At 62.9% G+C, this 25,765-nt stretch carries 25 protein-coding genes; 15 read left to right on the plus strand and 10 right to left on the minus strand.

Annotation, left to right across the window (positions count from 1 at the left end):
• Nucleotides 1-36: 36 nt before the first annotated feature.
• On the minus strand, nt 37-276 hold the full coding sequence (locus ACSSVG_RS08855; RefSeq protein WP_231340799.1) for a hypothetical protein: 240 nt from the start codon (nt 274-276) through the stop codon (nt 37-39).
• Nucleotides 277-380: 104 nt separating this feature from the next.
• Here ACSSVG_RS08855 and ACSSVG_RS08860 point away from each other — a divergent pair, with 104 nt between their 5' ends.
• On the plus strand, nt 381-779 hold the full coding sequence (locus ACSSVG_RS08860) for a hypothetical protein (RefSeq protein WP_231340798.1): 399 nt from the start codon (nt 381-383) through the stop codon (nt 777-779).
• A gap of 139 nt (nt 780-918) precedes the next feature.
• Here the strand turns inward: ACSSVG_RS08860 and ACSSVG_RS08865 are convergent, their stop codons facing one another.
• From ACSSVG_RS08865 to ACSSVG_RS08880, 4 genes are read right to left on the minus strand one after another with little or no spacing between them, the layout of a single operon-like run.
• A complete protein-coding gene (locus ACSSVG_RS08865) occupies nt 919-2,322 on the minus strand; it encodes a class-II fumarase/aspartase family protein (protein WP_231340797.1) in 1,404 nt (467 codons plus the stop codon).
• On the minus strand, nt 2,319-3,251 hold the full coding sequence (locus ACSSVG_RS08870; RefSeq protein ID WP_231340796.1) for a carbohydrate ABC transporter permease: 933 nt from the start codon (nt 3,249-3,251) through the stop codon (nt 2,319-2,321). The genes ACSSVG_RS08865 and ACSSVG_RS08870 overlap by 4 nt, the downstream gene beginning before the upstream one ends.
• Nucleotides 3,251-4,210: a carbohydrate ABC transporter permease gene (locus ACSSVG_RS08875; RefSeq protein ID WP_231340795.1), complete on the minus strand. Its 960-nt coding sequence runs from the start codon at nt 4,208-4,210 to the stop codon at nt 3,251-3,253. Before ACSSVG_RS08875 ends, ACSSVG_RS08870 begins: the two co-directional genes overlap by 1 nt.
• Nucleotides 4,211-4,219: 9 nt before the next feature.
• Nucleotides 4,220-5,596 (minus strand): ABC transporter substrate-binding protein, encoded by a 1,377-nt coding sequence (locus tag ACSSVG_RS08880; protein WP_492418476.1) that lies wholly within the window; start codon nt 5,594-5,596, stop codon nt 4,220-4,222.
• A 216-nt stretch (nt 5,597-5,812) separates the two neighbouring features.
• Here ACSSVG_RS08880 and ACSSVG_RS08885 point away from each other — a divergent pair, with 216 nt between their 5' ends.
• Complete coding sequence (locus tag ACSSVG_RS08885) at nt 5,813-6,820, plus strand: LacI family DNA-binding transcriptional regulator (RefSeq protein ID WP_253465690.1); 1,008 nt, start codon at nt 5,813-5,815, stop codon at nt 6,818-6,820.
• A gap of 12 nt (nt 6,821-6,832) precedes the next feature.
• On the opposite strand, the gene ACSSVG_RS08890 is transcribed toward ACSSVG_RS08885, so the two are convergent.
• Together ACSSVG_RS08890 and ACSSVG_RS08895 are read right to left on the minus strand one after the other, a co-directional pair.
• The gene (locus ACSSVG_RS08890; RefSeq protein WP_492418478.1) at nt 6,833-8,050 is read right to left on the minus strand and encodes a hypothetical protein; all 1,218 of its coding nucleotides are present in this window, start codon (nt 8,048-8,050) and stop codon (nt 6,833-6,835) included.
• 262 nt (nt 8,051-8,312) lie between these two features.
• Nucleotides 8,313-9,221 (minus strand): AraC family transcriptional regulator, encoded by a 909-nt coding sequence (locus ACSSVG_RS08895; RefSeq protein WP_492418480.1) that lies wholly within the window; start codon nt 9,219-9,221, stop codon nt 8,313-8,315.
• Nucleotides 9,222-9,430: 209 nt separating this feature from the next.
• Between ACSSVG_RS08895 and ACSSVG_RS08900 the strand changes: the two genes are divergently transcribed.
• From ACSSVG_RS08900 to ACSSVG_RS08930, 7 genes are all read left to right on the plus strand, one after another.
• Nucleotides 9,431-9,580, plus strand: a complete 150-nt coding sequence (locus ACSSVG_RS08900; protein ID WP_231340790.1) for a hypothetical protein — start codon at nt 9,431-9,433, stop codon at nt 9,578-9,580.
• 124 nt (nt 9,581-9,704) lie between these two features.
• On the plus strand, nt 9,705-10,493 hold the full coding sequence (locus ACSSVG_RS08905) for an SDR family oxidoreductase (RefSeq protein WP_492418482.1): 789 nt from the start codon (nt 9,705-9,707) through the stop codon (nt 10,491-10,493).
• A gap of 35 nt (nt 10,494-10,528) precedes the next feature.
• A complete protein-coding gene (locus tag ACSSVG_RS08910) occupies nt 10,529-11,767 on the plus strand; it encodes a styrene monooxygenase/indole monooxygenase family protein (RefSeq protein ID WP_492418484.1) in 1,239 nt (412 codons plus the stop codon).
• 27 nt (nt 11,768-11,794) lie between these two features.
• Nucleotides 11,795-13,561, plus strand: coding sequence for a flavin reductase (locus tag ACSSVG_RS08915; protein ID WP_492418486.1), 1,767 nt, complete (start codon nt 11,795-11,797; stop codon nt 13,559-13,561).
• A gap of 17 nt (nt 13,562-13,578) precedes the next feature.
• Nucleotides 13,579-15,210 carry a phytoene desaturase family protein gene (locus tag ACSSVG_RS08920; RefSeq protein WP_492418487.1) on the plus strand — a complete coding sequence of 544 codons (1,632 nt, stop codon included), beginning with the start codon at nt 13,579-13,581 and terminating at the stop codon, nt 15,208-15,210.
• Between the two features lie 7 nt (nt 15,211-15,217).
• Nucleotides 15,218-16,009 (plus strand): cyclase family protein, encoded by a 792-nt coding sequence (locus ACSSVG_RS08925; RefSeq protein WP_492418489.1) that lies wholly within the window; start codon nt 15,218-15,220, stop codon nt 16,007-16,009.
• Complete coding sequence (locus tag ACSSVG_RS08930) at nt 16,006-17,682, plus strand: thiamine pyrophosphate-binding protein (RefSeq protein WP_492418491.1); 1,677 nt, start codon at nt 16,006-16,008, stop codon at nt 17,680-17,682. The genes ACSSVG_RS08925 and ACSSVG_RS08930 overlap by 4 nt, the downstream gene beginning before the upstream one ends.
• 81 nt (nt 17,683-17,763) lie before the next feature.
• On the opposite strand, the gene ACSSVG_RS08935 is transcribed toward ACSSVG_RS08930, so the two are convergent.
• Nucleotides 17,764-18,195: a universal stress protein gene (locus tag ACSSVG_RS08935; RefSeq protein WP_159704332.1), complete on the minus strand. Its 432-nt coding sequence runs from the start codon at nt 18,193-18,195 to the stop codon at nt 17,764-17,766.
• 186 nt (nt 18,196-18,381) lie between these two features.
• Here ACSSVG_RS08935 and ACSSVG_RS08940 point away from each other — a divergent pair, with 186 nt between their 5' ends.
• The gene (locus tag ACSSVG_RS08940) at nt 18,382-18,591 is read left to right on the plus strand and encodes a dodecin (protein WP_011773002.1); all 210 of its coding nucleotides are present in this window, start codon (nt 18,382-18,384) and stop codon (nt 18,589-18,591) included.
• A gap of 74 nt (nt 18,592-18,665) precedes the next feature.
• On the opposite strand, the gene ACSSVG_RS08945 is transcribed toward ACSSVG_RS08940, so the two are convergent.
• Together ACSSVG_RS08945 and ACSSVG_RS08950 are read right to left on the minus strand one after the other, a co-directional pair.
• A complete protein-coding gene (locus ACSSVG_RS08945; RefSeq protein WP_374110765.1) occupies nt 18,666-19,850 on the minus strand; it encodes an IS30 family transposase in 1,185 nt (394 codons plus the stop codon).
• Between the two features lie 62 nt (nt 19,851-19,912).
• Nucleotides 19,913-20,791, minus strand: coding sequence for a helix-turn-helix transcriptional regulator (locus ACSSVG_RS08950; protein ID WP_253465666.1), 879 nt, complete (start codon nt 20,789-20,791; stop codon nt 19,913-19,915).
• Between the two features lie 201 nt (nt 20,792-20,992).
• Between ACSSVG_RS08950 and ACSSVG_RS08955 the strand changes: the two genes are divergently transcribed.
• From ACSSVG_RS08955 to ACSSVG_RS08975, 5 genes are read left to right on the plus strand one after another with little or no spacing between them, the layout of a single operon-like run.
• Nucleotides 20,993-21,814: an aldo/keto reductase gene (locus ACSSVG_RS08955; protein WP_231339636.1), complete on the plus strand. Its 822-nt coding sequence runs from the start codon at nt 20,993-20,995 to the stop codon at nt 21,812-21,814.
• A 27-nt stretch (nt 21,815-21,841) separates the two neighbouring features.
• Nucleotides 21,842-22,813, plus strand: a complete 972-nt coding sequence (locus tag ACSSVG_RS08960) for an aldo/keto reductase (RefSeq protein ID WP_231339637.1) — start codon at nt 21,842-21,844, stop codon at nt 22,811-22,813.
• Nucleotides 22,810-23,850: an NAD-dependent epimerase/dehydratase family protein gene (locus ACSSVG_RS08965; RefSeq protein WP_492418495.1), complete on the plus strand. Its 1,041-nt coding sequence runs from the start codon at nt 22,810-22,812 to the stop codon at nt 23,848-23,850. Before ACSSVG_RS08960 ends, ACSSVG_RS08965 begins: the two co-directional genes overlap by 4 nt.
• Complete coding sequence (locus ACSSVG_RS08970; RefSeq protein WP_492418497.1) at nt 23,847-24,677, plus strand: aldo/keto reductase; 831 nt, start codon at nt 23,847-23,849, stop codon at nt 24,675-24,677. Before ACSSVG_RS08965 ends, ACSSVG_RS08970 begins: the two co-directional genes overlap by 4 nt.
• A 3-nt stretch (nt 24,678-24,680) precedes the next feature.
• Complete coding sequence (locus ACSSVG_RS08975) at nt 24,681-25,730, plus strand: lactonase family protein (RefSeq protein WP_492418499.1); 1,050 nt, start codon at nt 24,681-24,683, stop codon at nt 25,728-25,730.
• Nucleotides 25,731-25,765: the final 35 nt, after the last annotated feature.

The following is a 25,765-nucleotide window of genomic DNA, read 5'->3' on the forward strand; positions in this document are numbered from 1 at the left end:
GAGGACTTTTCGCTGGAAGTAGGGAACCACATTGCTCTAACGAGCGCCCCACAGCCAAACCTCATCAACAAGATCACGCTTGACGACGATCAGTTTGTACGCTTTGGTGTCGGACTCGAGCATTACAAGTCTGAGGAGCTTCCCCATCTCCTCAAGGTGGTTCAAGTACTCCTGAATCGAATCGACAAGAGACTCGCAAAACGTCAGATAGTCAGCCGCACTGCATAGATCGAACTGATGATCACTGCTTTCGCCGAACGGGGCGGTGTACTTCACGGCATCGCCTCGGGAGCCACGGCGTACCGATAAAGGCTTTTCACCCATGACACCGCACCGCCCGCGATCGCCTTGATACGGTGGTCCCCGCTGGAAAGGAAACCATGGGAAATTTTGAGACGTCCGTTTACACCGCTGGATCATGGTCAGGGAACGAGGCCGCCGACGAGTGGCAGCTCCGGATCTCTGTCCACGACAGCGACATCGCCACGATTGACTACCGTCCCCATGAGGGAGCGTCCGGGCGTTTCTATTTAGGTTTCCAGCCGAGGGACTACTTCGAAAACCCTGACGCCAGCGCGCCGGTGGACCTGATCACCGAATCGGAAAGCTTCTCTGCCTGGGCCGCCACAGTGGCGGGTGCGGTTGTCCCCGCCGACGAGCTCAGGGCATTCATGGCGGTCGAAGCTGTTGAAGAGCCCGACGACACCTTCGTGGAGGACACCGTTGTCCGGCTTCTTGGACGGCTCAACATTCCGCTTCCGGAGTGGCTGGCCGACTGATCCCCGCGAGGGGCAGAAACACGGTCTGTCTGAGGATCGAGTACCCTTTGACTACTTCAAACACTGCCGATCTCAGTCTCTGTGCCACTCAATGCCACCACCGGGCCCCAGCGTATCTGTCCGACACTGCGCCATGGTGTCAGCCGGATTTTTCCGCTCGCCCGGCTGCCTCAAGTGCCATGTCATGGCACAAGCCAACGTGGTTGAGTGGATCAAGTAGCTCATCAATCTGTTCGGGCCCCAGATGGGCTGTCACGGCTGGGTCGTTCCGGACGACGTCCCCGAACTGCCGTCCGGTCCGGATCGCTTCCTGAGCCGATTCATAGACGACGTCGTGGGCGTGCTGCCTGCCAATGACGTGGCCTAAGGAAAGCATGACAGCTTCGGAGGAGATCAGGCCGTGAGTAATTTCGAGGTTGGCGCGCATCCTCTCTTCGTCGATGTCGAGTTGGGAGAGGATGATGTGGAGCCGTGCCAGCATGTCCCCGGTGAGGATCACTGAGCGGCTGAGGGCGTCGTCCATCATGGCGGTGTTGGCGCCATTGACTTCCTGGTCTTGGAGCATGGCTTCCAGAGCGAGGGGAACGTTTGCTCGAATCTGTGCCGAGATAGTGAGCACGTCCTGTGACAGCTGGGGATTCTGCTTGTGGGGCATGGTCGAACTCCCCACTGTTCCGCCCGGTGACGCTTCGCGGGCTTCAGCGATCTCTGGTCGCATGAGATTGTAAATCTCACCGGCTATCCGTCCGCCTGTGGCGGCCAGAAGCGCCAGAACAGTGACGTACTCTGCGAATTGATCGCCTATCCCTCGGGAGGGGATTCTCATGCTTCCGAGCCCCAGGTCTGCGGCCATGAGACGTTGGACTTCTGGGCCCTTCCGGCCGAGGGAGGCGAAACTGCCGACGGCGCCGCCTGCCATTGCAGTGAAGACCCGTGGTTCGAGCTGGGCGAGCCGTTCCTGATGCCGGAGCAGCTCGTCAATCCAGACGGCGACTTTGAATCCAAAGGTGATGGGTACGGCTTGTTGGCTGTGTGTCCGCCCTGCCATCACTGCCGTAGCACCTTTACGGGCCAACGCTGCGGCGGCGGAAAGAACCGTTTGCAGTTGGCCCGTCAGGATGACGTGGGCTTGCTTGAGCTGGAGAACGTCACCGCTCTGGGTGATGTTCTGCGTAGTTGCGCCCCAATGCACCCAGCCGCCATGTTCCTCACCGGTGGCTCTGCTCAGTTCTGTGATCAGAGCCATCAGTGGGTGACTAGTGGCGGCGATGCCGCGACGGATGGAGACGACGTCAAGGCTGGATAGGTGCGCCTGAGCTGCTATTTCTGTGGCTGCTCCTGTAGGGATGATGCCGAGCCGGGCTTGTGCCCCGGCCAAGGCTGCTTCTACGTGGAGCCAGCTCTCCCACCGTGCTTCGAGGGTGAAGAGGTCCCGGATTCCCGGGTCTGGAACACGGTAGTCGGTAAAACGCACCGGCATGTCGCCGGTGTCTGAGTAGGCAGTCGGCAGGCTGGTTGAGTCGAGCGGAATTGTGTCGGTCATTTGTCGGATCCTGCCGTCAGGCCTTCACTGAGGAGGCGTTCGCTGCCGAAGAAGAGGACGATGATCGGCAGTGTGAGGATCACGGAGCCGGCCATGAGCACCGTCGTGGGGACTTCGAGGCTCCCTGAGAGCTGTGCCAGGCCGAGCGATACTGTCCATTTGTCGCGGTCTTCGACGAGGAAGAGCAGTGCGAAGAGGAATTCGTTCCAGGCGATCATAAAGACGAACAGCGCGTTGGACATGATGGCCGGTCCCGCCAGGGGCAGGCTGATACGGAGCATCGTGCCTATCCTGCCAAGACCGTCGAGGGCCGCGGCTTCCTCGAGGCTTTCGGGGATGGTCTGGAAATAGTTGCGGAGCATGAAGATGGAGACGGCAATGGTTTGGGAGACGTAGACGACCAGCAGCACACCGACAGCGCCGCGCAGCCCCAGCCTCGTGAAGAAGACAAACAACGGGACGGCAAGCAAGATGCTGGGGAACAGGTACACGGCAAGGAACAGGGCGCTGATTTGCCGGCGACCGAAGAACTGCAGACGGCTCACGGCGTAGGCGCCGGGAATGGCGATCAGCAGGGTGAGCGCAACGGTTCCCAGTGCGACCAGCCCACTGGTGATGATGAAACCGGTAAAGCCTTGGCCGCCGTCGGCGACGGAGGCGAGGACGCTGGTATAGGCGTCGAAGCTGATCTCGGCGAGATTGGGCCAGATCCGGGCGGGGTCGGCAATGAGCGAACCGATGTCCCGCACGGAGAGGGTGATCATGTAGTAGAACGGGAACACCGTCACCACCAGCAGCCCGATAATCACGAGCCAGCGGAGGATCCGGAAGAGTTTGGTTTCCGCGAGGTCCCGTGAGAACTGCCGTTTTCGCGGCGGCCGGGCGGCCGCGGTGTTCCGGCGTACGGGGGTTTCATTCATGACGGTCATCAGGCCACTTCCTCGTCCTTGACGGCGAACTTCATGTAGATCAGGACCATCACGGTCAGGATGGCTGCCAGAACCAGCGCCTGGGCTGAGGCGGAGCCGATGTCTCCGCGGCCGATCAGGTAGTTGAAAACGCCCACGCTCACCACTTCGGTGCCTGCCCCGCCGCCGGTGAGGAGGTAGACGTCGTCGAAGTTATTGAACGTCCAGATGAAGCGGAGCACGCTGAGCACGGCGATGGTGGGGAGCAGTTGCGGCAGCAGGATGTGCCGGAACATCTGGGTAGGTACGGCCCCGTCCATGCGTGCCGCTTCCTCGATGGACTTCGGCACTGCCTGGAGCCGGGCCGTTACGAAGAGAAACACGAACGGGAAGGTCCGCCAGATTTCAAAGGCGATGACCGTGAACAGGGCGGTGGGCACAGGGACGGTCAATCCGAGGATCTCAACCTCGCTCGTGCGGGTGGTAAGAAAGGAGACTGGTTGGTCCCAGCCCAGTGCACCGGTCCCCCATGCGTTGACGACGCCGAACTGCGGGTTGAGCATGGTCTTCCACACGAAGGCTGCTGCGACGACGGGCGAAACGTAGGGAAGCAGCATGGCTGCCCTGACCAGGGTGCGTCCGCGGAAGGCGTTGCGGAGGGAAAGTGCTGCCATGAGGCCAACGACGATTGCCCCGCCGGTACCGAGCACCGAGTACGTGAGGGTGGTGCCCAGGGAGGACCAGAGTGCTTCGGAGGTCAGAACATTGATGAAATTGTCGAGCGTGTAGTTGCCGAAGAGGTTGGCTCTGCGGATTTGGATGAGGCGCACGTCCTGGAAGGCGAGCATGACGGTCCAGAGGATCGGCAGGACAACCAGGACGAGGACGATGATGACGCTGGGTGAGACAAGGGCGATGCCCGCGCGGGCTTGGCGGCGGCTGACGCTTCCCTTGCGCCGGAGTGTGGTTGTGGTGCTCATGATGATCCGTTATTTGAGGGTCGACTGGATGGTGCGTGCGGTGTCAGCTGCGCTCTTGGCAGCTTCCGGGCCTGTCGTGCTGCCGGTCACCATGGAGTTGATGGCCTTTGCCACGGGCTGCTCTGCGAGCAATGCCCCGGCCAATGCGCCTTGGCCCTGGGGCACTGCCCAGAGGGTCATTTTCTCGGGCGATGAACTCAGCTGGTCAATAACGGACTGCGGGTAGAAATCGGACAGCGGGGCTTTCGTGGTGGTGCCGGACGGGAGTGCCTTCCAGGCGTCCACGTAGGCGGATGGCTTGTCCTTGGTTCCCTGGCGTGCGGGGACTTTGCCTTCCGGGGCGAAGGCGAGCCAACGCTCGTACCCGTCGCTCATCATGTACTTCACGAAGTCCGATGCTGCGGGGGAGGCTTCAACGGGGATGGCCCAGTTGACCTGTGAACCGAACTGCGCCGGGGTCTCACCGCTGGGGCCTTTGATGGCGGTCACGACGCCGGTGTTCTTGGCCAGGTAGCCGATGTCGCTGGCACATTCGGCGCAGGATGGGAGCATGTCCTTCCGCAGGCCAGCCAGCTCGTCGAGGATGAACGAGGAGAACATGGTCATGGCTGAACGTCCGGAGAGGTAGTTTGACCGGGCGGTGTTAGTGTCCTGCTCGCCAGGAACCGAGTACTTGGTCATGAGTTCGCGGTAGAAGCTGAAGGACTCAACGCATTCAGGGCTTTCGAGGCCGATCTTCTTGTCCTGCCCTACCAATTGGCAGCCGTTACCCAGCGCGAGGTGCTCGAAGGTTTCCTGGTTGGTGGTGAATCCGGAGAAGCCGACACGGCCATCGCCGGTGAGTGCCTGCGCCGCCTTCATAATGTCGTCATAGGTTTCCGGAGCTTTCAGGCCCGCCTTGTCGAAGATGTCTTTGCGGTAGACGAGCACCGAAGCCCACGAGTCGGAAGGAACGGCGAGTTGTTGGCCGTCGATGCTTGCCAGTTCCAGGGCACGCGGGGCAAAGGTGTCCTTGCCCAATTCGTCGACCACACGGGCTGCGGCCTCACCGTCCAGCAGGTCGTTTGCCTGAAGGGCCCCAACCCCGGGCAGACCCAGACCTCCAACGACATCGGGCAGCTCCCCCGATGCCGCTGAGGACACCAGGAGCTGGTTGTACTGCGCTTCGTCAATGGCAACGATGTCCACGTCGACGCCGGACTGCTTGGTGTAGTCCGCAGCGATCTGCTTCTGGATCTCCACCCGATCGGGCTGACGCTCCAAGGTCCAAACGGTCAGCTTCTGGTCCTCGGCCGGTTGTTCGCTTCCGGGACTGCATGCTGAAACTGATAGTGCGAGGGCTCCCGCAACAGCCATTGCTGCAATATGCCGCTTCTTTGCGTTCATGATGGGTCTCCTGGATTGGGAAATTTGATCAATCGATCTAGCAACAATGGGAGCATGTGCCTTCGATCACTGTCAAGCATCAACTGACCAACGTCGCTGTCACAGCAAGGGCTCGCTATTAATCCTTTCTGGTTTCGATAGATCGATATACCATTGTTCTAGTGTTTGACGTGGGAGAATATTCACCATCACTTCAGAGAACCCAAGGAGGCGTTCGTGGCCGGACCCGTAACACTGCAAGACGTCGCCGATCATGCCGGTGTTTCGCGGGCCACGGCATCGTTGGTGCTCAGGGAGACCGGACGGGTTTCCCAGCAGACCCGGCAACGGGTTACCGAGGCCATGACCACTCTCGGCTACGTCTACAACCGCGGGGCTGCGTCCCTTCGCACTCAAACGGCCAGCACCATCGGCGTCGTGGTGACCCACATTGCCAGCCCCTTCTTCGGCGAAGTCATCCACGGGCTCGAAACCGGACTGACTGATTCGGGGTATCTTCCCCTCCTGGTCAACACCGATGATGACCCCGCGCGCCAACACGAAGCGATTCGTAAACTACGCGAGCACCAAGTGGCCGGCCTGGCTCTGGTTCCGGCAACCGGGACGACCGCGTCCCTGATCGATGAACTTCGGGCCTGGAAAATGGAGCATGTCCTGGTCAGCCGTTATCTCAAGGACGTCAACGCACCCTATGTTGGGGCCGACGATGTCGTCGGTGGGCGGTTGGCTGCAACCCACCTGCTCGAAACCCACGGATGCGAATCCCTCGCATATCTGGGCGGGCTGCCTGCCATCCTTTCCCGTGGTGACAGGACCAATGGCGTGAAAGATGCACTCCTCCATCGCGGATTGGACACCTCAGCGCTCATCGACATGCCGGGTGAGGTCTCCGGGACCGGTGGGCTTGAACTGGGCGAACGGCTTATCGCGTCAGGGCCTCTTCCGGACGGCATCATCTGCCACAGCGACAGCGTCGCCTTCGGGCTCTACCGAGCTCTGAGAATCCATGGTCTGGGCAACAACACTCGCGTCATCGGCTACGACAACATCGGCGGGGCGGCGCTCTGGGAGCCGCCCCTTACAAGCGTGGCCACACAGGGCGAGGCGCTCGGACGACGGGCAGCCCGTATGCTGCTCGAACGCATCAAGGAACCCGGTACACCGACATCAATCGATAAAACCATTCCCGAACTGGCAGTGCGCCAATCGTGTGGTTGCTCTTAGCTGCGCTCAGGCCTAGCCTGGCTTAGGCGGTGCCGGGACGAGCATCTGGGTGAGTCGTTCGGGTATGACATCGGCGAACCGGCTCTCAGGGTGTCCCGTGGCACCGGTGAACTCGGCAGGAACCCAGTCTTCAGCCGCCGGCCAGCGTTCAATGATCTCCTTTGGGCCAAGCGGCCCGTCACCGAATCGATGCACGAAACCTTCCGAATACTCCTGAACAGCGCCTTGCAGGTGCGGGCGGACAAGGTCTGCGTAAAGCGGGGAGAACCATGCCAGCCAGACAGGGTGGGTGCTCAGTCCCAGCCATTGGCCCCATGCTTCCTTCTGGGAGTAGAGGCTGGGTTTAGAGGCGTAGCACCACAATGAGCGACCGTTCCATCCCCATCCGGAGTCGACTTCGGCGGTGGCATAGAAGCTGCGAAGCTCGATGGCCACGGCAACGAAGAAGCGCTCCAAGGCCTCCCTCCATCGTGGATTCTCCAAAGCAACACGGTGGATACTAAGCGAGACAGCTTGGATGTCGCCCTTCCTGGTCGGGCGGTCTTGGTTCGTGTGGCCGCCGAACACGCCCTCGAAGTAGGCTCCGGCGGTCGGAAAACTCCCTACGGCCGAAACGTCGTAGTCCTCGGCGAAGAACTTCACGAACGCCTGATCTCCATCACGTGCCAGGTTTCCCTGGAGCGGTTCGTAACTGCCGAAGCGCTTCGGCAGAGCCTCCGGCAGATACTGTCGGGCCAGGTCCATATAGCGCTGCGGAAAGTCGTCCCGGACTTCGTCCATGAGGTGATACCAACGGACCTCCACGATGTCGATCATGGTGTCGCGATCTGGCCTGGCTGCCGCCCGGCTGCTGGTCTTGGGCCAGATCTCTTCGGTCTGCAGGTCCCGTGCCGCCCCGTTGCCTTCCTTGGCCAGGCGTTTGGCGAACCGGACAGCGTGCGGAATGGATGCCGGATCGGTGCCTTCAACCAGGATGCTGTACATGACGCAGGCGCCAAGGACAGCAGCCGTCACCTCATGGGGAACATCCTCCGGCTCGACGAGATACGGGCCTTCGAGGGTGAAGCAGTAGTTTGCTTTCTTGCCTCTGAGGATGTGCCAGTTTTGAGGACCAGCAGCGTCGCCGCTGGTGCTTGCCTCGAGCTGCAAACCGGGAGAAGCATCCACGAGAGCGGTCAGCGCCTCGGCGTCCAAGGCTTCGGGCAGGTACACGGCAAGGTCATACGACATGATGCACAGGCTAGAGGGCTTCACTCTCGCGGCAAAATGCGGCGGTACAGAGACCTCTCGCGGGTTCATGAACCTCGCGGCTGTGCCAGAGCCACGACCGGCCGTCGTGGAGACCAGCGGTGGACTAACAACTGTCGGGGCCGTCGCACGTGATGCCAGACAAGAATCAGGGACCCTCCTTTGGGGAGGGTCCCTGATTCGCACAGCAAATGGAGCAACATAGTCAGCTGTTTTCGCTACCTTGTGCACGCACAAGGGATCCCTAGCGGCGCAGGCTCTCGCTCGGCAACTCGCCGAAGGCTTTGACGTACAGGGCAGAGAACCGCCCCTGATGCGTGAAGCCGCACAACTCAGCAACGGCCGTGACACTCTGCTCCCGCGGGCTCGCTTCCAACAGCATCTCCCGGGCCCTATCCAGCCGGATACTCCGCAGCAACTCCGACGGCGTCGCGCCCGTTTCCGCCCGCAGGGCAGTTTGCAGCGTTCGTACCGAAACGCCAAGGCACTCGGCGATGTCCGGCACCGTGAGTTCTTCAGAGGCGTGCCGCTCCAACAGCTCACGGCACTCGCGCACCAGGCGGCTTTCGGACTCAGCGTCCCCGGCCTGCCTGCCGGGCAGTTCCATCGCCATCAGCAACCGCGACACCATGCTGTCCGCCAACAAGCCCTGAACAAACACGGGGGCCGTGGCTTGTGGCCGACTGATCAGGTCATCATGAAGTTCGACGACGGACCTCAAGAATGCTCGACCGGCGGCACCTGAAAGGTCCATGCCATAGCCAAGGTCCACCGCGGTTTCGCCGTACAACTGCCCGGCCACCCGCTCCAACGCTGTGCGCCGTACGTAGACGATGAGGTGCGGGCTTCCGCCATCCCAACTCATCGAAAATGGCCGGTCGATGGGCGGAACCGTAGCGAAACGCGGACTTGAGTCCACAACACTCGCACCCACTTGCATGGACGCGTGCCCGGCCAGCGGAATTTGCACCAAATGGAAATCCTGCAGTCCCTCGGGCTCAATACGGACATCTGCTCCATAGTCCAGGAACTCGATCCCGACGTCGCCCCGGTGAAGGGAGCGCAGCTTCATATCCACGGCTGACGTCCGCGTCCGCGGGGCGAGCTCATGGCTGCAGAACAACTCCGCGATCTTGGCATGTGCCTCGTCCACGTCAGTTGTTGCCGTTGTTGGCCGTCCCCGCAGAACGTCACGAGGAAGAATCCTCACCATTTGGGCACCCACTCCACTGTTTTGCGCTTTTCGGATGATCCAAGCGCCACGTGGATATTCCGGATTTCAAGGACTGCCTAGAGTCGCTTTAAGACAAGTATGACGCAGCTCACATCACCATAACAGTGCCGAAAGGGAGGTGAGGACCAGTGAAGAACATCAAGCTCGTGCATGACCGCAGGGATGAATGGGACCGAAGCCACTTCGAACTTTGGGCGGCGGAGCTCCAGGCCAAGGAAGCCCGGCTCACCTCAGCGGCTTGGGTTGGTTGGCATGAAGAAGAGGAGGACCTTGCGTAATTCGGATGACCCTCGCGCCAAGTGGATAGTCCGGATTCCAGGGACTGCCTAGAGTCATCCATAAGACAAGCGTGACGCACGTCATATTCTCGTAACAGCTAATCCGCAATGAAAGGGTCTGGTTATGTCAGCACTCGAAGGCAGGACAGCAATCGTCACTGGCGGGGCAACCAAGGTGGGCCAAGGCGTGGTCACCGCGCTGCGGGACGCCGGAGCCACAGTGGTGGTGGCGGACATAGACCCCGACGGCGAATCACTCGCCGCCGGGTTGGGCGAAGGAATCCACTACTCCCACACAGACATCACCGACGATGCCGCCGTGAACGCACTCGTGGGCCAGACCGTAACCCAGCATGGCGGCCTGGACATCCTGGTCAATCTCGCTTGCACCTACAAGGACGACGGCGCATCCTCCGGTAGGGCGGACTGGCTCGAAGCCCTCAACGTCAACCTGGTGAGCGCCGTAATGGCGGCCAACGCGGCCCGCCCCCACCTCGAGGCATCGGGGCACGGAGCCATCATCAACTTCACCTCGATCTCCAGCTCGATCGCCCAAACCGGCCGCTGGTTATACCCGGCCAGCAAGGCTGCCCTGGTCCAGATCACGCGCAGCATGGCCGTGGACTTCGCCGCGGACGGCATCCGGGTCAATTCCGTGAGCCCAGGCTGGGTGTGGAGCAACATCATGGACACCCTCAGCAACGGAAGCCTCGAAAAGACCGACGCCGTCGCGGCCCCTTTCCACGCCCTCAAGCGCGTAGGCCGGCCACACGAGGTGGGTGACGTCGTCGCGTTCCTGGCGAGCGACCAAGCCAGCTTCGTTACCGGAGCGGATTGGGCGGTCGACGGCGGCTACTCCGCCTTGGGTCCGGAACGCGCCGAAGAAACCATTCCGCTGCTGGCCGCCAACTGACAACCACCGACAGACCAAGAGAATAGGGCAACACCATGACGCAACGCCACATCACCATCGTCGGGGCCGGCCAGTCCGGGCTGCAGCTGGGCATCGGCCTGCTGGACGCCGGATTCCAGGTCACCACTATCTCCAACCGCACGCCGGAAGAAATCCGCGAAGGCAAAGTTGCCTCCAGCCAGTGCATCTTCCACAACGCGCTGGAGCACGAGCGCGCGCTGGGGCTGGACTTCTGGCCTGACGCTCCCACTGTGGACGGCATCTCGTTCACCATCCCCCATCCCGAGCTCCCCGGCGAGAAGGCCATCAGCTGGGCCTCCCGCTTGGACCACCACGCCAAGTCCATCGATCAGCGGGTGAAGTTCCCCAAGTTCATGGAGGAGTTCACCGCGCGGGGCGGCGAGCTGGTCTTCGAAGACGCAGGTGTCGAAGAGCTGGAAAAGTACACGCAGAACTCGGACCTGGTCGTCGTGGCAGCCGGTAAGGGCGAGATCGCGCAACTCTTCACCCGCGACGCCGAACGCAGCACTTACGACGCCCCGCAACGCGCCCTGGCTTTGACCTACGTGAAGGGCCTCAAGCCTCGCGAAGACTACTCGGCGGTCTCCTTCAACCTCATCCCCGGCGTTGGCGAGTACTTCGTTTTCCCAGCGCTCACCACCACCGGACCGTGCGAAATCATGGTCTTCGAGGGCGTGCCCGGCGGCCCAATGGACTCGTGGAAGGGCCTCACCCCGGAAGAGCACCTGGAGAATTCCAAGAACATCCTGAAGACCTTCCTGCCATGGGAAGCCGAGCGCGCCACGGACGTGGAACTGACCGATGCCAACGGCGTTCTCCAAGGCAGGTTCGCGCCGACCGTCCGCCACCCGATTGCCACGCTGCCGAGCGGCCGGCAGGTGCTGGGCCTGGCCGACGTCGTGGTCTTGAACGATCCCATCACCGGACAGGGGTCCAACAACGCGAGCAAGTGCGCGGCGTCGTATCTGGACAGCATCATCCAGCACGGCGGTGTTTTCGATGCAAGCTTCATGCAGGCGACGTTCGAGCGCTATTGGGATTACGCGCAGCACGTTGCACACTGGACGAATGCCCTCCTGGCCCCGCCGCCGCCCCACGTCCTTGAACTCCTGGGCGCCGCGAACAGCGAGCCGGACATCGCGCACCGCTTTGCCAACGGCTTCAACCATCCACCGGAATTCCAGGAATGGTTCATGTACCCGGACAAAGCCGCCGACTATCTTGCGAGCCTTTCTGCCGCCAAGGTTTCGTAGCACAACCCTGCTAATAAGGACTCAATCATGCGAAAGATAGCAATCGTGGGGGCCGGCGAATCCGGTGCCCAGCTGGCGTTGGGCCTGCAACGGGACGGCTACGCGGTAACGCTCTTGTCCGACCGCTCCGCGGCCCAGATCCGCACCGGCAAGGTCATGTCCAGCCAGTGCATGTTCTCCACAGCCCTCGACGCCGAAGCCCAATTGGGGACAGCGCTCACGGAATTCTACGGGTCCGGATCAGTACCGGAGATCGGCACCATCCGGTTGCGCGTAGAAGCCGACGAACCCATCGAATGGCAGGCTCCCTTGGACGGGCCCGCCCGTTCCATCGACCAGCGGATCAAGAGTGCCCTCTGGATCGAGACGTTCGTGTCCAACGGCGGCGACTTCCGGATCGAGAAGGTCACCCCGCGCATGCTCGAAGAACTCACCCACGACTATGAACTGGTCATCGTCAGCACCGGTAAGGGCGAAATCGGGCAAATCTTCCCGCGGGACAAGGCAAAGTCTCCCTTCGACCGGCCGCAGCGGGTCTTGGCACTGAACTACGTCAAGCCCGACGGCGGCGCTGCCGCCGGACCGGCGACCGGCACGTCACCCGACAGCAACACCAGCGGCGGCGACGCCATCCGCATGTCCATGGCGCCCGGCGTCGGCGAGTTCTTTACGTTCCCGGGCCTGACCGTCTCCGGCCCGTGCCGCATGATGGTGTTCGAAGGCGTGGTGGGCGGCCCCATGGACCGTTGGACCGACGTCGGGACCCCTGAAGAGCAGCTCAAGCGTTCGCTGGAGATCCTGCGCGAGCATTTCCCCCACGAAGCAGCGAACTTTGCCGGCGCCGAACTGACAGACGACGGCGCCACGCTCCTGGGGCGCATCACCCCCACGGTGAGGTCCGCCGTCGGGGAACTCGGCAACGGGACCCTGGTGTTCGGCCTGGGCGATGCCGTGGTCCTCAACGATCCCCTTACCGGACAGGGTTCCAACAACGCGACGCTGGCTGCCAAGTATTACCTTGATTCGATCGTTCGCCGTGGCGAGCAGCCTTTTGACCGTGCCTGGATGGAGCGGACCTTCGACGAGTTCTGGCGGGGTTGGGGTCAGTGGGCGGTTGAATGGACCAACGATCTCCTCAAGCCGCGCAGGGACCACCAGAAGACACTGCTGCGCGAGGCTGCGGAGCATCCGGCTTTGGCAGCAAGCATTGTGGGCGGGTTCGATGATCCGCGGACGTCGTACCCTTGGTGGTTCGACCCCACTGCTGCGGCGGACTTCATGCAGGCCCGCAAAGAAGACGACACCGCGGCTTTCGACCTCCGGGACTTCAGGGGCGCGTTGGGCCAGTTCGCCACGGGCGTTACCGTGGTGACCACTGTTGCCGCCGACGGCCGAAAGGTGGGCATGACCGCGAACTCGTTCACGTCCGTCTCCATGGAACCGCCGCTGGTGCTGTGGTGCCCCAGCAAACGGTCCCCCAGCCTGGGTGACTTCGAGGACGCCACGCACTTCGCCATCAACATCCTGGCCAGCGACCAGCACGTCTTGTCCCGCCAGTTCGCAACGCCGGCAACGGACAAATTCGCCGGGACGGAGACAACCGAGGGCATCGCCGGCGTCCCGTTGTTGGACGGCGCCGTGGCCACTTTCCAGTGCCGCACGGTCTCCCGGCATGACGCCGGCGACCACGTCATCTACGTGGGTGAAGTGGAGAGTTACAACTACGACGGCGGCGCTCCCCTGGTGTTCCACGGCGGTAAATACCACGCAACCGCCAGCCACCCGGACTTCTAATTTTGAAAGGAGTGGAGATGGACGATTCCGTTGACGTCGTGATCATTGGCTCGGGCATCAATTCCCTGGTAGCGGCAGCCGAGCTGGCACTGGACGGGAAGCGGGTGTGCATCATCGAGCGCGCGGACCGGCTGGGAGGTTTCATCCACTCCTCGGAGCGGACCCTGCCGGGCTTTGTCCACGACTCCTTCTCTTCCTGGCATCCTCTGTTCGTGTCAGGCGGTGCGTACTCGGCGCTGGGCAAGGAGCTTCATGCCAGGGGGCTGGAATACTGCAACACCACCAGCGAGGTGACGGCGAGCGTTGGTGCTGATCCGATCACGGGAGCCCAACGCGTGGTCATCGCGCACCGGGACCCGGCCCAAACAGCCGCCTCGTTGAAGATTCCTGGCGACCAAGAGGCCTATCTGGCCATGCTTGACGATCTGGGCCGGAACTCCGGCACGGTTTTCGGGGCGTTCGGGGCAGAACTTCGATCGTTTGGGGAGGTCGCGAAAATTGCCTTCGGGGCCGTCCGACGAGGGCGTTTCTCCGGGACAGAGGCTTTTGTCCGTGACTCGGTGATGAGCGGACGGAACTACGTGCGGAGCCGCTTCGATGGCTGGGAAGCTGACCAGCTCTGGTCCCCTTGGCTCTTGCATGCAGGGCTGGGCCCTGACCAGGCGACAGGCGGGGTGATGTTGCCTGTGATGGCCATGAGCATGCACGGCTTCGGGCTCCCGGTGGTGAAGGGCGGGGCGTCGAAGTTCGTGGCTGCCTTTGAGTCACTGCTGCGGGACAACGGGGTGCGGATCCTGCTGGGCGCTGAAGCGGAGGAGATCCTGGTTTCGGGCACAACTGTCACGGGCGTCCGGACCTCGCAGGGCAGTCTTTCAGCAGGCACCGTGCTTGCGAATGTCTCGCCCCAAGCACTCTACGGACACCTTCTCAGCCAGCCGCCGGCCGGAACCGCCGCGGCTGCCAAACGCTACCAGAACGGCCGTGGTGCGATGCAGATCCACCTCGCCTTGGATAAGCCCGTGGAGTGGCTCGATCCCCGACTCAACCGGGTTCCGCTGGTTCACATCAGCAACGGCTCGGACAGCACAGGCATTGCGTGCGCACAGGCCGAGGCCGGCCTGTTGCCCAGCGAGCCCACGGTGGTGGTGGGCCAGCAATGCGTCCTGGATCCGTCCCGCGCTCCAGAGGGCAAGGCCACGCTGTGGCTGCAACTGCAGGAAGTTCCGTTCTCTCCCGTGGGCGATGCGGCCGGCGAACTGACAGTGCAGGAAGGCTGGACCGAGGAGCTGAAACAAGGCTATCTGGATCGGGTCCTCGCCCGACTGGAGCAGTTCGCCCCTGGCACCCGGGCTACAGTCCTGGCCTCGGACATCATCGCTCCCACGGACTTGGCCGCCGCCAATCCCAATGCCGTCAACGGCGACCCCTACGGAGGCTCCGCGGAGCTGTTCCAGAACCTGCTCTGGCGGCCCTTCCCGCAGGCCGCGGGGCACCGGACTGCCATCCAGGGGCTCTGGCATATCGGCGCCTCAACCCACCCCGGCCCCGGACTGTCAGGCGGTTCCGGGCACCTGGTGGCCCAAAAACTGACCGCGCAACCCTCACGATTTTCCCGTTTTCAAGCAGCACTGAAACCAAGCAAGCGATAGGAGAACAATGTCTGTTCTGGCCGGGCTCACTGCAGCCCTTTCGAGCGGTTCGGTGGAGATCATCGACCTCACCACTCCCCTGAGTTCCGAAACCCCCATCCTGACCCTGCCGCAGCCGTTCGCGAACACGGTGGGATTGTCCGTCTCACCGGTGAGCAATTTCGACGACGCCGGACCGGCTTGGGCGTGGAACGACGTCACCGTGGGCGAACATGCCGGGACACACCTGGACGCTCCGGTGCACTGGATCACGGGCAAGGACGGCAAGTCCGTGGACCAGATCGAGCCACAGCGCTTGGTTGGTCCCGTTGTCGTGATCGACAAGACAGCAGAAGTTGCCGCGGACCCGGATTTCCTGCTCGAACCGGAGCACTTCGAACAGTGGCAGGAAGAACACGGCGCCCTCCCTGGGAACTGCTGGATCATCTTCCGGACCGGTTGGGCGGCCCGCGGCACTGACGCCGCGGCTTTCGTCAACGCGGACGACGCCGGACCCCACACACCGGGGGTCTCCGCGGCAGGTGCCAAGTGGCTCGCCGGCAACGCCTCGATCAGCGGTTTCGGTGTTGAAACCGTGGGCATCGACGCCGGCCAGGCGGGCGGCTTGGACCCGATGTTCCCCGTCCACTCATTCCTCCTCGGGGCGGACAAGTACGGCGTCACCTCGCTGCGGAACGTGGACCGGCTTCCCACCACGGGCGCCACGCTGGTGGTTGCTCCCTTGCCGATCGTCGGCGGCACGGGCAGCCCGAGCCGCGTGTACGCGCTGGTGGAGAAGTCCGCGGCGGAAACAGCATGAGTGAACAGATGAGGGTTTCCACCCTGGTGGGCAGGACGCTGGCGAAGCTCGGCGTCGGGCATGTTTTCGGGGTGGTGGGCAGCGGCAATTTCGACGTCACCGGCACCCTCATGGCCGAGGGCATCCCTTTCACCGCCACGCGGCACGAGGGCGGCGCGGCGACCATGGCCGACGCCTACTCCCGGATGTCAGGAAAGGTTGGCGTGGTCACCACGCACCAAGGCTGCGGGCTGAGCAACGCCATCACGGGAATCGGGGAGGCAGCGAAGAGCCGCACGCCCATGATCGTCCTGACCGCCGACACCCAGGCTGCCGCGATCAGGTCCAATTTCAAGATCGACCAGGATGCCTTGGCCCGCAGCGTCGGCGCCGTCGCGGAACGGATCCATTCCCCCGCCACAGCTGTCGCGGACACCGTCAGGGCCTTCCGGACCGCCGTGAATGAGCGCCGCACTGTTGTCCTGAGCCTGCCGTTGGACGTCCAAAGTGCCACCGCCGCGGACGACGTGAGTGCCGTCGTCGTGCCTCAACCCCTGAAAGTGCGCCCCGACGCTGCCGCCGTAGAGCAGCTGGTCGCCATGATTGCGCAAGCGGAACGGCCGGTCTTCGTGGCAGGTCGCGGCGGACGGGGCGCCCGGGACGAAATCCTGGAGCTGGCGCAGCATGCGGGGGCGCTGGTGGCAACGTCCGCGGTGGCAAACGGGCTGTTCAACGGCGACTCCCACAACCTCGGTATCTCCGGAGGTTTCTCCTCCCCGCTGACCGCCGGGCTGATCAGCGACGCGGACCTCATTGTGGGGTGGGGCTGCACCCTGAATATGTGGACCATGCGGCATGGGCGGCTGATATCCGCCGACGCGAACGTGGTGCAGATCGACGTCGAGGATTCCGCGTTGGGCGCCAACCGGCCCATCACCCTCGGGCTCCTGGGTGACTCGGCGCTGACGGCCGCCGACGCGTTGGACGCCTTGCGCGCCGTGCAGCCGGAGCCCGCCGGGAAGTACCGCACCGAAACCAACGCCCTGGCCATCAAGCAGGGCTCACGCTGGCGGGACGTTGAGACAGAAGACTTGTCCACGGCCACGTCCATCGATCCGCGCGTCCTCAGCCGCGAACTCGACTCCATGCTCCCCGCGGAGCGGATCGTGTCCGTCGATTCGGGAAACTTCATGGGCTATCCCAGCCAGTACCTCGCCGTGCCGGACGAGTTCGGTTTCTGCTTCACCCAAGCGTTCCAGGCGATCGGGCTGGGACTTTACACGGCCATTGGCGCCGCGCTTGCCCAGCCGCACCGGTTGCCGGTCCTCGGCGCGGGCGACGGCGGATTCCTTATGGGCATCAGCGAGTTGGAGACGGCCGCCCGGCTGAAACTGCCGCTGGTGTGCATCGTCTACAACGACGCAGCGTACGGGGCCGAGGTCCACCATTTCGCGTCGGAGCACTCGGATGCCGAACTCTCCAGCGTCGTGTTCCCGGAAACAGACATCGCCGCCATAGCCCGCGGATTCGGAGCCGAAGGGCTGACAGTCCGGACCGTAGCCGACCTCGAAGCAGTACGCCCGTGGATCGCCGCCTACGAAGCCGGATCGCAGGACCGCCCCTTGGTGATCGACGCCAAGATCGCTTCCGACGGCGGCTCGTGGTGGCTGGCTGAGGCGTTCCAGGGCCACTAAGTGCCGTGGAGCCCAACAGAGCAGCAGCAGGCGCCCTTTTGAAGGCTCAAAGGGCGCCTGCTGCTACCTCCCGGGAGTGGGCTACGCGTCCACGTCCGTGTTGACGATGTAAACGTCGCACGGGGCACCGTGTGCCACGCTGTTGGCGATGCTGCCCAGGACACGGCCCAGGCCCTTCATGCGCTTGTTCCCCACCACGATCAGCGAGGCATTGTTGGTCTCTGCGTAGTTGATCAGGGCGTTGGCAGGCGTGCCGCGGGCCGCGAAGTACTTGACGCTGCCACCGGGGACGTCCAGCTCTTCGGAAACCTTGCGGGCGACGTATTCTGCGGAGTCGGCCGACGAGACGGTGATGCGGTCGCTGCCGCTGCCGAATTCTTCGATGCGGTCATCGGAGAAGCCGCTGATCACGTGCAGCTCGGCACCGAGAGCCGTGGCGAGCTTCGCTGCTGCAACTGCTGCGCGCTTGGCAGTCTCACTGTTGTCGACGCCGACGACAATAACTTCTGACATGAGTACTCCTGGTTGTGGGGATTCGCTGGGTGCTGCTGCAAGAAATCTACACTCACCAGCAAGGACTGGGGCGAAAGCCGGGCCAACGGGACTCTGGCCGCACGGACATCAGTGGGCTAATCTGCATGGACGGCCTGCCCTGCGGGCCGGTTTCCAGAGATTCAGGGACCGATGATGAGGAGCACCATGGCTGGCCACACATATAGCGTTTCCGAAATTGTAGGAACTTCCACCGAAGGCGTTGACGACGCGATCAAGAACGGCATCGCGACAGCCTCCCAAACCCTCCGGAACCTGGACTGGTTTGAGGTCAAGGAGATCCGTGGCCACCTCGAAGACGGCGCAGTTGCCGACTGGCAAGTGACCATCAAGCTTGGGTTCCGCCTGGAGCGCTGAATCCCTCTACGCGGGATGGCATTTAATGCGGATGTTCCGCGGGCAAAGTCAACTGGTGGGAGCAACGCTGGGGGTTAGGCCGCTTGTAGCAGCTGGTTTAGTCGGTTGGCTGGTGTTTCGAGGTTCAGGGTTGGTCTGGGTCGGCGGTTGAGTTTCGCTGCGACCAGGCGGAGGTCCTCGGGGGTGTGCACTGAAAGGTCGGTGCCTTTCTCGAACCAGAACCTCAGGAGCCTGTTGGTGTTCTCGTTGGTGCCGCGTTGCCAGGGTGAGTGCGGGTCGCAGAAATACAGGGTCGTTTCGAGTGCGGTTTGGATCTTCGCGTAGTCGGCCAGTTCGGTTCCGCGGTCCCAAGTGATCGAGAGTCGCAGGTGATCCGGGAGGGAAGCCATCTCCCGGATCATCGCAGCGGCAACGGTCTCCGCGGTGTGGTCCCCGGGCAGGTGCAGCAGGATCGTGAACCGGGTCGAGCGTTCCACCAACGTGCCGATCGCGGTCCCGTCGGTCCCGATGATGAGGTCCCCTTCCCAGTGGCCAGGCACTGCCCGGTCTTGGACCTCGGGCGGGCGTTGGCTGATTTTGAATGCCTCACCGTAAGGGCTGTTCTTACGGCGGTCACTGGTGTGCGGAACGCGTTGCTTGCGTTTCAGGCTGAGCTTTTCGGCCAGGTCAGCCCGCAGGTTCCCGCGGGTTTGGACATACAGCGCTTGATAGATCGTCTCGTGGCTCACCTGCATAGTCTGATCGTCGACGAAGTAGTGCGCCAACATTGAGGAGATCAATTTCGGGCTCCACCCGTCATCCATCCACACACCGATCAGCCGGCAGAGGTCCTCGTCCTGGACGAGTTTGAACGGTTTGGGCCGGCGCCTGTCCTGGTGCGCTTTGGCGTGGGCGACCGAGGCGTAATACTTCCCGTCCGCGCTTCTGTGCCGCTTCACCTCCCGCCAGACCACGGACTTATCCCGGCCAATCAATTCACCGATCTTGGCGTAACTGAGCCCCAGCAGAACACCCATCTGGATCATCCCCCGCTCGCCCAGACCCAAGGCCCGGCCAGGTCCCTCTGCCGAAGGCGCAGGATCGGCAAGACCCCCGACAGCGCCACGGTTCAACGTCATCATCAGGCCAGACTGAGCCCACCAGTTTCCCCCGGTCGCGTGCACCGCCCCGACACGCCGGGAAGCCTCAAGAACCGAGACCCCCGCACACACCAAATCAACAAACTCGGCACGCGCACCCGAAGGAAACAACTTGACCATGAAACGCTCCATCAATCAGAGCGTTGCAACGACCCTATGACTTTGCCGCGCGAACATTGGCATTAAGTGCCATCTCGGCGAGCGGGTTCGGGGGCCTGCGCGTCGGCCCCAACCTCACCGAAGCTGAGCAGCGTCAAAGCGTCCGACGACGGCGAACCGGCCTTCGCGGAATAGACCCGGAGGAGCTGGTCGGGGTCGTCCGGGAGACTCAGGGTTTCAAAGTTCAGTTCCAGGTCGCCCACCACCGGGTGGTGCAGCCGGACTGTCCCCGCGGAACGCGTGGCTACCCTGTGCCCGGCCCACCACTGACGGAAATGTTCGCTGTGGACGGCGAGTTCGCCCACCAACTGGTTGGTTTGGGGATCGTTGGGGTGCCGGCCCACGTCCATGCGCAGCGCGCCAACGGCCTCGGCTGCAACGGTCTTCCAATCCCTGAACAGCGCCCCGGCCGAGGGATCCAGGATGATCCAGCGTGTCAGGTTCCGCTCGGGCGCAGGCAACGCCGTGAAATCGGTAAAGAGCAAATAGGCCAGCCGGTTTCCGGCCAGGACATCCGCCCGCCGGCCCAAGACCATGGCAGGAACATCTCCGACGGCGTCCAGCAACTGCCGCAACGCCGGCCTCACCTTTTGAACGGGTCCGGGGTTGCCCGCAGAACTGGCGCAGTGTTCCAGCAGGTCCATCATGTGTGCCTGCTCCCCCGCGTCCAGGCGCAATGCCCGTGCCACGGAATCCAGGACTGCCTTGGAGGGGTGGATGTTGCGGCCCTGTTCAAGGCGCGTGTAGTAGTCGGTGCTCACGCCGGACAGGCGTGCCACCTCTTCGCGGCGGAGTCCGGGCACGCGCCGGGAGCCGCTGGACTCCTGTGCTCCGGCGTCTTCGGGTGAGAGGCGGGCACGCATGACTTTGAGGAATTTTCCGAACTCGGCGCTTTGACCCATCCGTCTATTCTGCCGTTGCAGGTGTGTGAAAGACCATCATTGTGGGTAGGACTGCCAGACCTAGGAAAAACAGGATCAGGTTGGATTGCTGACTCTGCCGCCAAAACTGCATAGGCTCAGTACAGAGCCTCCGAAAACGCTTTCTGGAAACCAGGAAGACGGAGTGTCACCGCCATAGCCATCCCGTCGAAGGAGACTGTCATGCCAGAGCTGACATTGAATAACGGCGTCACCATCCCCCAGCTCGGATTTGGTGTCTTCCAAGTACCTGCCGACGAAACGCAGAAGGTCGTGGAAGATGCTTTGGAAGCCGGCTACCGTCACATCGACACCGCGGCCGCCTACCGAAACGAAGCCGGTGTTGGCGCCGCCGTCGCGGCCTCGGGAATTCCCCGCGAAGAACTTTTCATCACCACCAAACTCCGCAACGGCGAGCAAGGCGACGCGCATGATGCCTTCCAGCGCAGCCGGGACGCCTTGGGCCTTGAGGTCATCGACCTCTACTTGATCCACTGGCCCGTACCATCGCAGGGCCTCTTCACGCAGGCCTGGAAGGAGATGGAGAAGCTGTACCAGGACAAGCAGATCCGGGCCATCGGCATCTCCAACTTCCTCTCCGACCACGTGGACACGCTTCTCAAGGAGGCAGAGGTGGTGCCTGCCGTGAACCAGATCGAAGTCCACCCGACTTTCCAGCAGGGCGAACTGGCCAGCAAGTGCCGTGATCTGGGAATCGCTGTTGAAGCGTACAGCCCGCTCGGCCAGGGCAAGGACCTGAATGCCGAACAGGTGGCACTCGTTGCAGCTGCCCACGGCACCAGCCCTGCACAGGTGATCCTGGCCTGGCACCTCGCCCAGGGAACCATCGTGATCCCCAAGTCCGCAGACTCCACCCGCATGCGCGAGAACTTCGGGGCAGCCGACCTCAGCCTCACCGATTCCGAACTGGCAGCCATCACGGCACTGGAGGCGGGTGCCCGCATCGGTTCCGATCCCGCCGTCGCTGCTTTCACGCAGCTCTAAGCTCCCGAACAACAGTAAAGGACAAACATGCAGTACACCCACCTTGGCCGCTCCGGCCTGAAAGTTTCACGTCTCTGCCTGGGCACCATGAACTTCGGCCCGCAGACGGACGAGGCAACAGCCCACTCGATCATGGATTCCGCACTGGATTCCGGCATCAACTTCTTTGACACCGCCAACGTTTACGGCGGAGTCGAGCACCGTGGCTGGACCGAGGAAATCATCGGCCGCTGGTTCGCGAAGGGCGGCGAGCGCCGGGAGCGGACCGTTCTGGCCACCAAGCTGTACGGCACCATGACAGACCGTCCAAACGAGTCCAAGTTGTCGGCCCTGAACATCCGCCGCGCCCTGGACGCGAGCCTGAAGCGGCTGCAGACGGACTACATCGATATCTACCAGTTCCACCACATTGACCGCGATACCCCTTGGGACGAGATCTGGCAGGCAATCGAGGTTGCCGTTCAACAGGGCAAGATCCTGTACTCGGGCAGCAGCAACTTTGCCGGCTGGCACATCGCCCAGGCACAGGAAGCGGCCCGCAGGCGGAACTACACCGGACTGGTCAGCGAGCAGTCCATCTACAACCTCTTCAGGCGTGAGCTGGAGCTTGAGGTCATTCCCGCCGCCCAGCAGTACGGTCTGGGCTTGATTCCCTGGTCGCCGCTGCAGGGCGGGCTGCTGGGCGGCGTGCTGAAGAAGGAAGAGCAGGGCGTGCGCCGCGCCGAGGGCCGGGCACTGGAAACCCTCAAAAAGCACGAGAACCAGATCCGCCAGTACGAGGATTTTGCGGACGAACTCGGCCACGCACCCGGTGATGTCGCGTTGGCATGGCTGCTTCACCAGCCTGCGGTGACGGCCCCCATCGTTGGGCCACGCACGCAGGAGCAACTGGACGCAGCTATCCGGGCCTTGGACGTCACCCTGAACGAGGACGCCCTCAAGCGGCTCGACGACATCTTCCCGGGCCACCGTCCTGCTCCCGAGGATTACGCCTGGTGAGCACCCTCATCGAGGGCAGCCTCCTGCCGCAGGCGGACACTGTCTCGCCGCGGAACATCTTGTTCATTGGCGGGACCGGGGTCATCAGTGCGGCGGCGGCTGAACGCGCCGTCGCGCTGGGCCACCGGCTGACCATCCTCACCAGGGGACGGTCGGCCGGGCGGCCGGTTCCGGACGGCGCCGAGGTCCTCCACGCTGACATCCGGGACGCCGAGGCGGTGCGCGGGGTACTGCAAGGAAGGGAGTTCGACGCCGTTGCGGACTTCATCTCCTTCACACCGGACCAGGCGGTGGCCGGCTTGGAAATGTTTCGAGGTCGAACATGGCAGTACGTCTTCATCAGCTCCGCTTCGGCGTACCAAAAGCCGCCAACAACGCTGCCGATCCGGGAATCGACACCGCTGAAGAATCCGTTCTGGCAGTACTCGCGGGACAAGATCGCCTGCGAGGAACTCCTGTTCGAGGCGTACCGGGAGGAGGACTTTCCGGTGACTGTGGTGCGGCCGTCCCATACGTATGACCGCACCAAGATCGCGATGGTGGGCGGTTGGACCGACATCCACCGCATGCGCGCCGGGATGCCGATCATGGTCCATGGGGATGGGACTTCACTGTGGACGCTGACACATAGCCGTGACTTCGCCAAGGCCTTCGTTGGCCTCCTGGGCAGGCCGCAAGCCGTGGGCGAGAGCTACACGATCACCTCCGACGAGTTCCTCCCGTGGAACCAGATTTACCGCTTGTTTGCCCGTGCGGCCGGTGTACCTGAACCCGAGCTGTTCCACGTTTCCTCAGAGACCATCGCAGCCCACAGTCCGGAACTCGGCCCCAACCTGCTGGGCGACCGCTCGCACTCCGTGGTGTTCGACAACGCCAAGATCAAAGCGCTGGTTCCTGATTACCGGGCCACGATTCCGTTCGCGGACGGTGCCAGGGAGATCGTGGCGTGGCATGATCAGCATCCTGAGCTGCAAGTGGTGAAGGAAGACTTTATGGAGCTCAGCGACCGGCTTTATGAAAGGAACCTACGCCCATGACACGCGCCCCACTCATCGAACTGAACGACGGCAACCACATCCCCCAGCTCGGGTTGGGCACGTGGCCTTTGAACGATGCCGAAGTTGCCGAGGCCGTGGTGGAGGCGGTATCCCACGGTTACCGGCACATCGATACTGCGGTGAAGTACGGCAACGAGAAGGGTGTGGGCAACGGCATCCGCGACTGCGGGGTGGATCGCGCGGAACTCTTCATCAACACCAAACTGGACGGCGGGTTCCAGGGTTCGGGAAAGGCTGTCGCCGGGCTGGACGGCTCATTGGAACGTCTGGGGCTGGACTACGTTGACCTGCTCCTGATCCATTGGCCGCTCCCCCGCCGCGACGAGTTTGTGTCCACATGGAAGACCTTCGAGGAACTTCAGGCTTCGGGCAAGGCGCGCTCCATCGGCGTCTCCAACTTCAAACCGGCGCACCTTGACCGGTTGTTCCGGGAAACAGACGTCATTCCGGCCGTCAACCAGATCCAGGTCAGCCCTTCCATCCCCCGGTCGGTCGCCCGGGCCTTCAACGAGCAGCACGGCATCGTCACGGAGTCCTACAGCCCTCTGGGTGCCAGCAGCGATCTCCTGAATGCTCCAGTTCTGGCTGGTATCGGCGAAAAGTACGGAAAGACGCCTGGCCAGGTGGTTCTTCGCTGGCACGTCCAACAAGGACTCGTCGCGATTCCCAAGACCGCCAACCCGCAACGGATGAAGGAGAACCTGGACGTCTTCGACTTTGAACTGGACCAGGACGATCTCAGCAAACTGCAGACGCTCGACGCCGGCCCGGACGCAGGCGTCGACTCGGATGTTCAGGGGCACTGACGTATGGCGGCAACAGATAAAGGAACACTGATCTGGGTGGGCTGCTACACGGACGACAGAAACGGCCACGGAAAGGGAATCGCTGCGCTCTCGGCTGATGAGGACGGCAAGCTGACGACCGCTGGCTTGGCCATCGAGGCCAATTCACCGTCGTTCCTCGCCCTGCACCCCACGCTCCCGGTGGTCTACGCCGTCGCCGAAGAAGGCAGGACAGTGCGCGCCTATCGGCGGAAAGGCGACGCCGAACTGGAGGCGTTCGGCGAACCCTGGCCGGCAGGGGACGCCACCTGCCACGTTGCGGTGGATCCCCAAGCCCGCTTTGTCGTGGCCACGTGCTGGGGCGATGGCCAGGTCATCCTCTACGAACTGGACGACGACGGCGCCATTGCCTCGCGCACAAGCGCGGCAGCCGCCGTCGATCCCCACTTCACTGCTCCCACCGACCACGAGCGGCCCAGCCGGGCCCATTCGAGCCTGGTGCTTCCCGACGGAAGGGTCATGACAACCGACCTGGGGCATGACTTGGTTCGCTTGTGGAAGTACGTGCCGGGCGGGGGCCTGCAGCCTGACCATCAGGTGGTGCTGCCCAAGGGCTCGGGACCGCGGCACATGGCGCGCCACCGCAGCGGAACGGTGTTCGTGGACACGGAATACTCTGTGGAGGTGGCAGCGGTTCGGATGGAGCCGGACGGCACCTACGAACTCACTGCAATGGTTCCGGCCAGCATCAACAAGCCGTTCGACGGCGACTCAGCGGCGGAGATCGCACTGTCGCCGGACGGTCGCTTCGCCTACGTAGGCGTCCGGGGCTCCAACCGGATCTGCGTGCTGAAGGTGACCCACGACGGGAAGGAACTCGAGCCCCTCGCCGACGTCCCGTGCGGCGGCGACTGGCCACGCCACCACCTCGTCCGCGAAGACTGGCTGTACATCGCGCATGAGCGGTCCAACGACGTCGTGAGCTTCAAACTCGACCCCGCAACCGGGCTGCCGGACGGACCCTTCAGCCGGGTGGAGACGGGCTCACCCAGCGTGCTGGTTCCCGCCGGTTAAATGCCGCCGAGACGGCATTTAGTGACAATCATCCG

The organism is Paenarthrobacter sp. E2MeOHC11 (assembly GCF_058744955.1).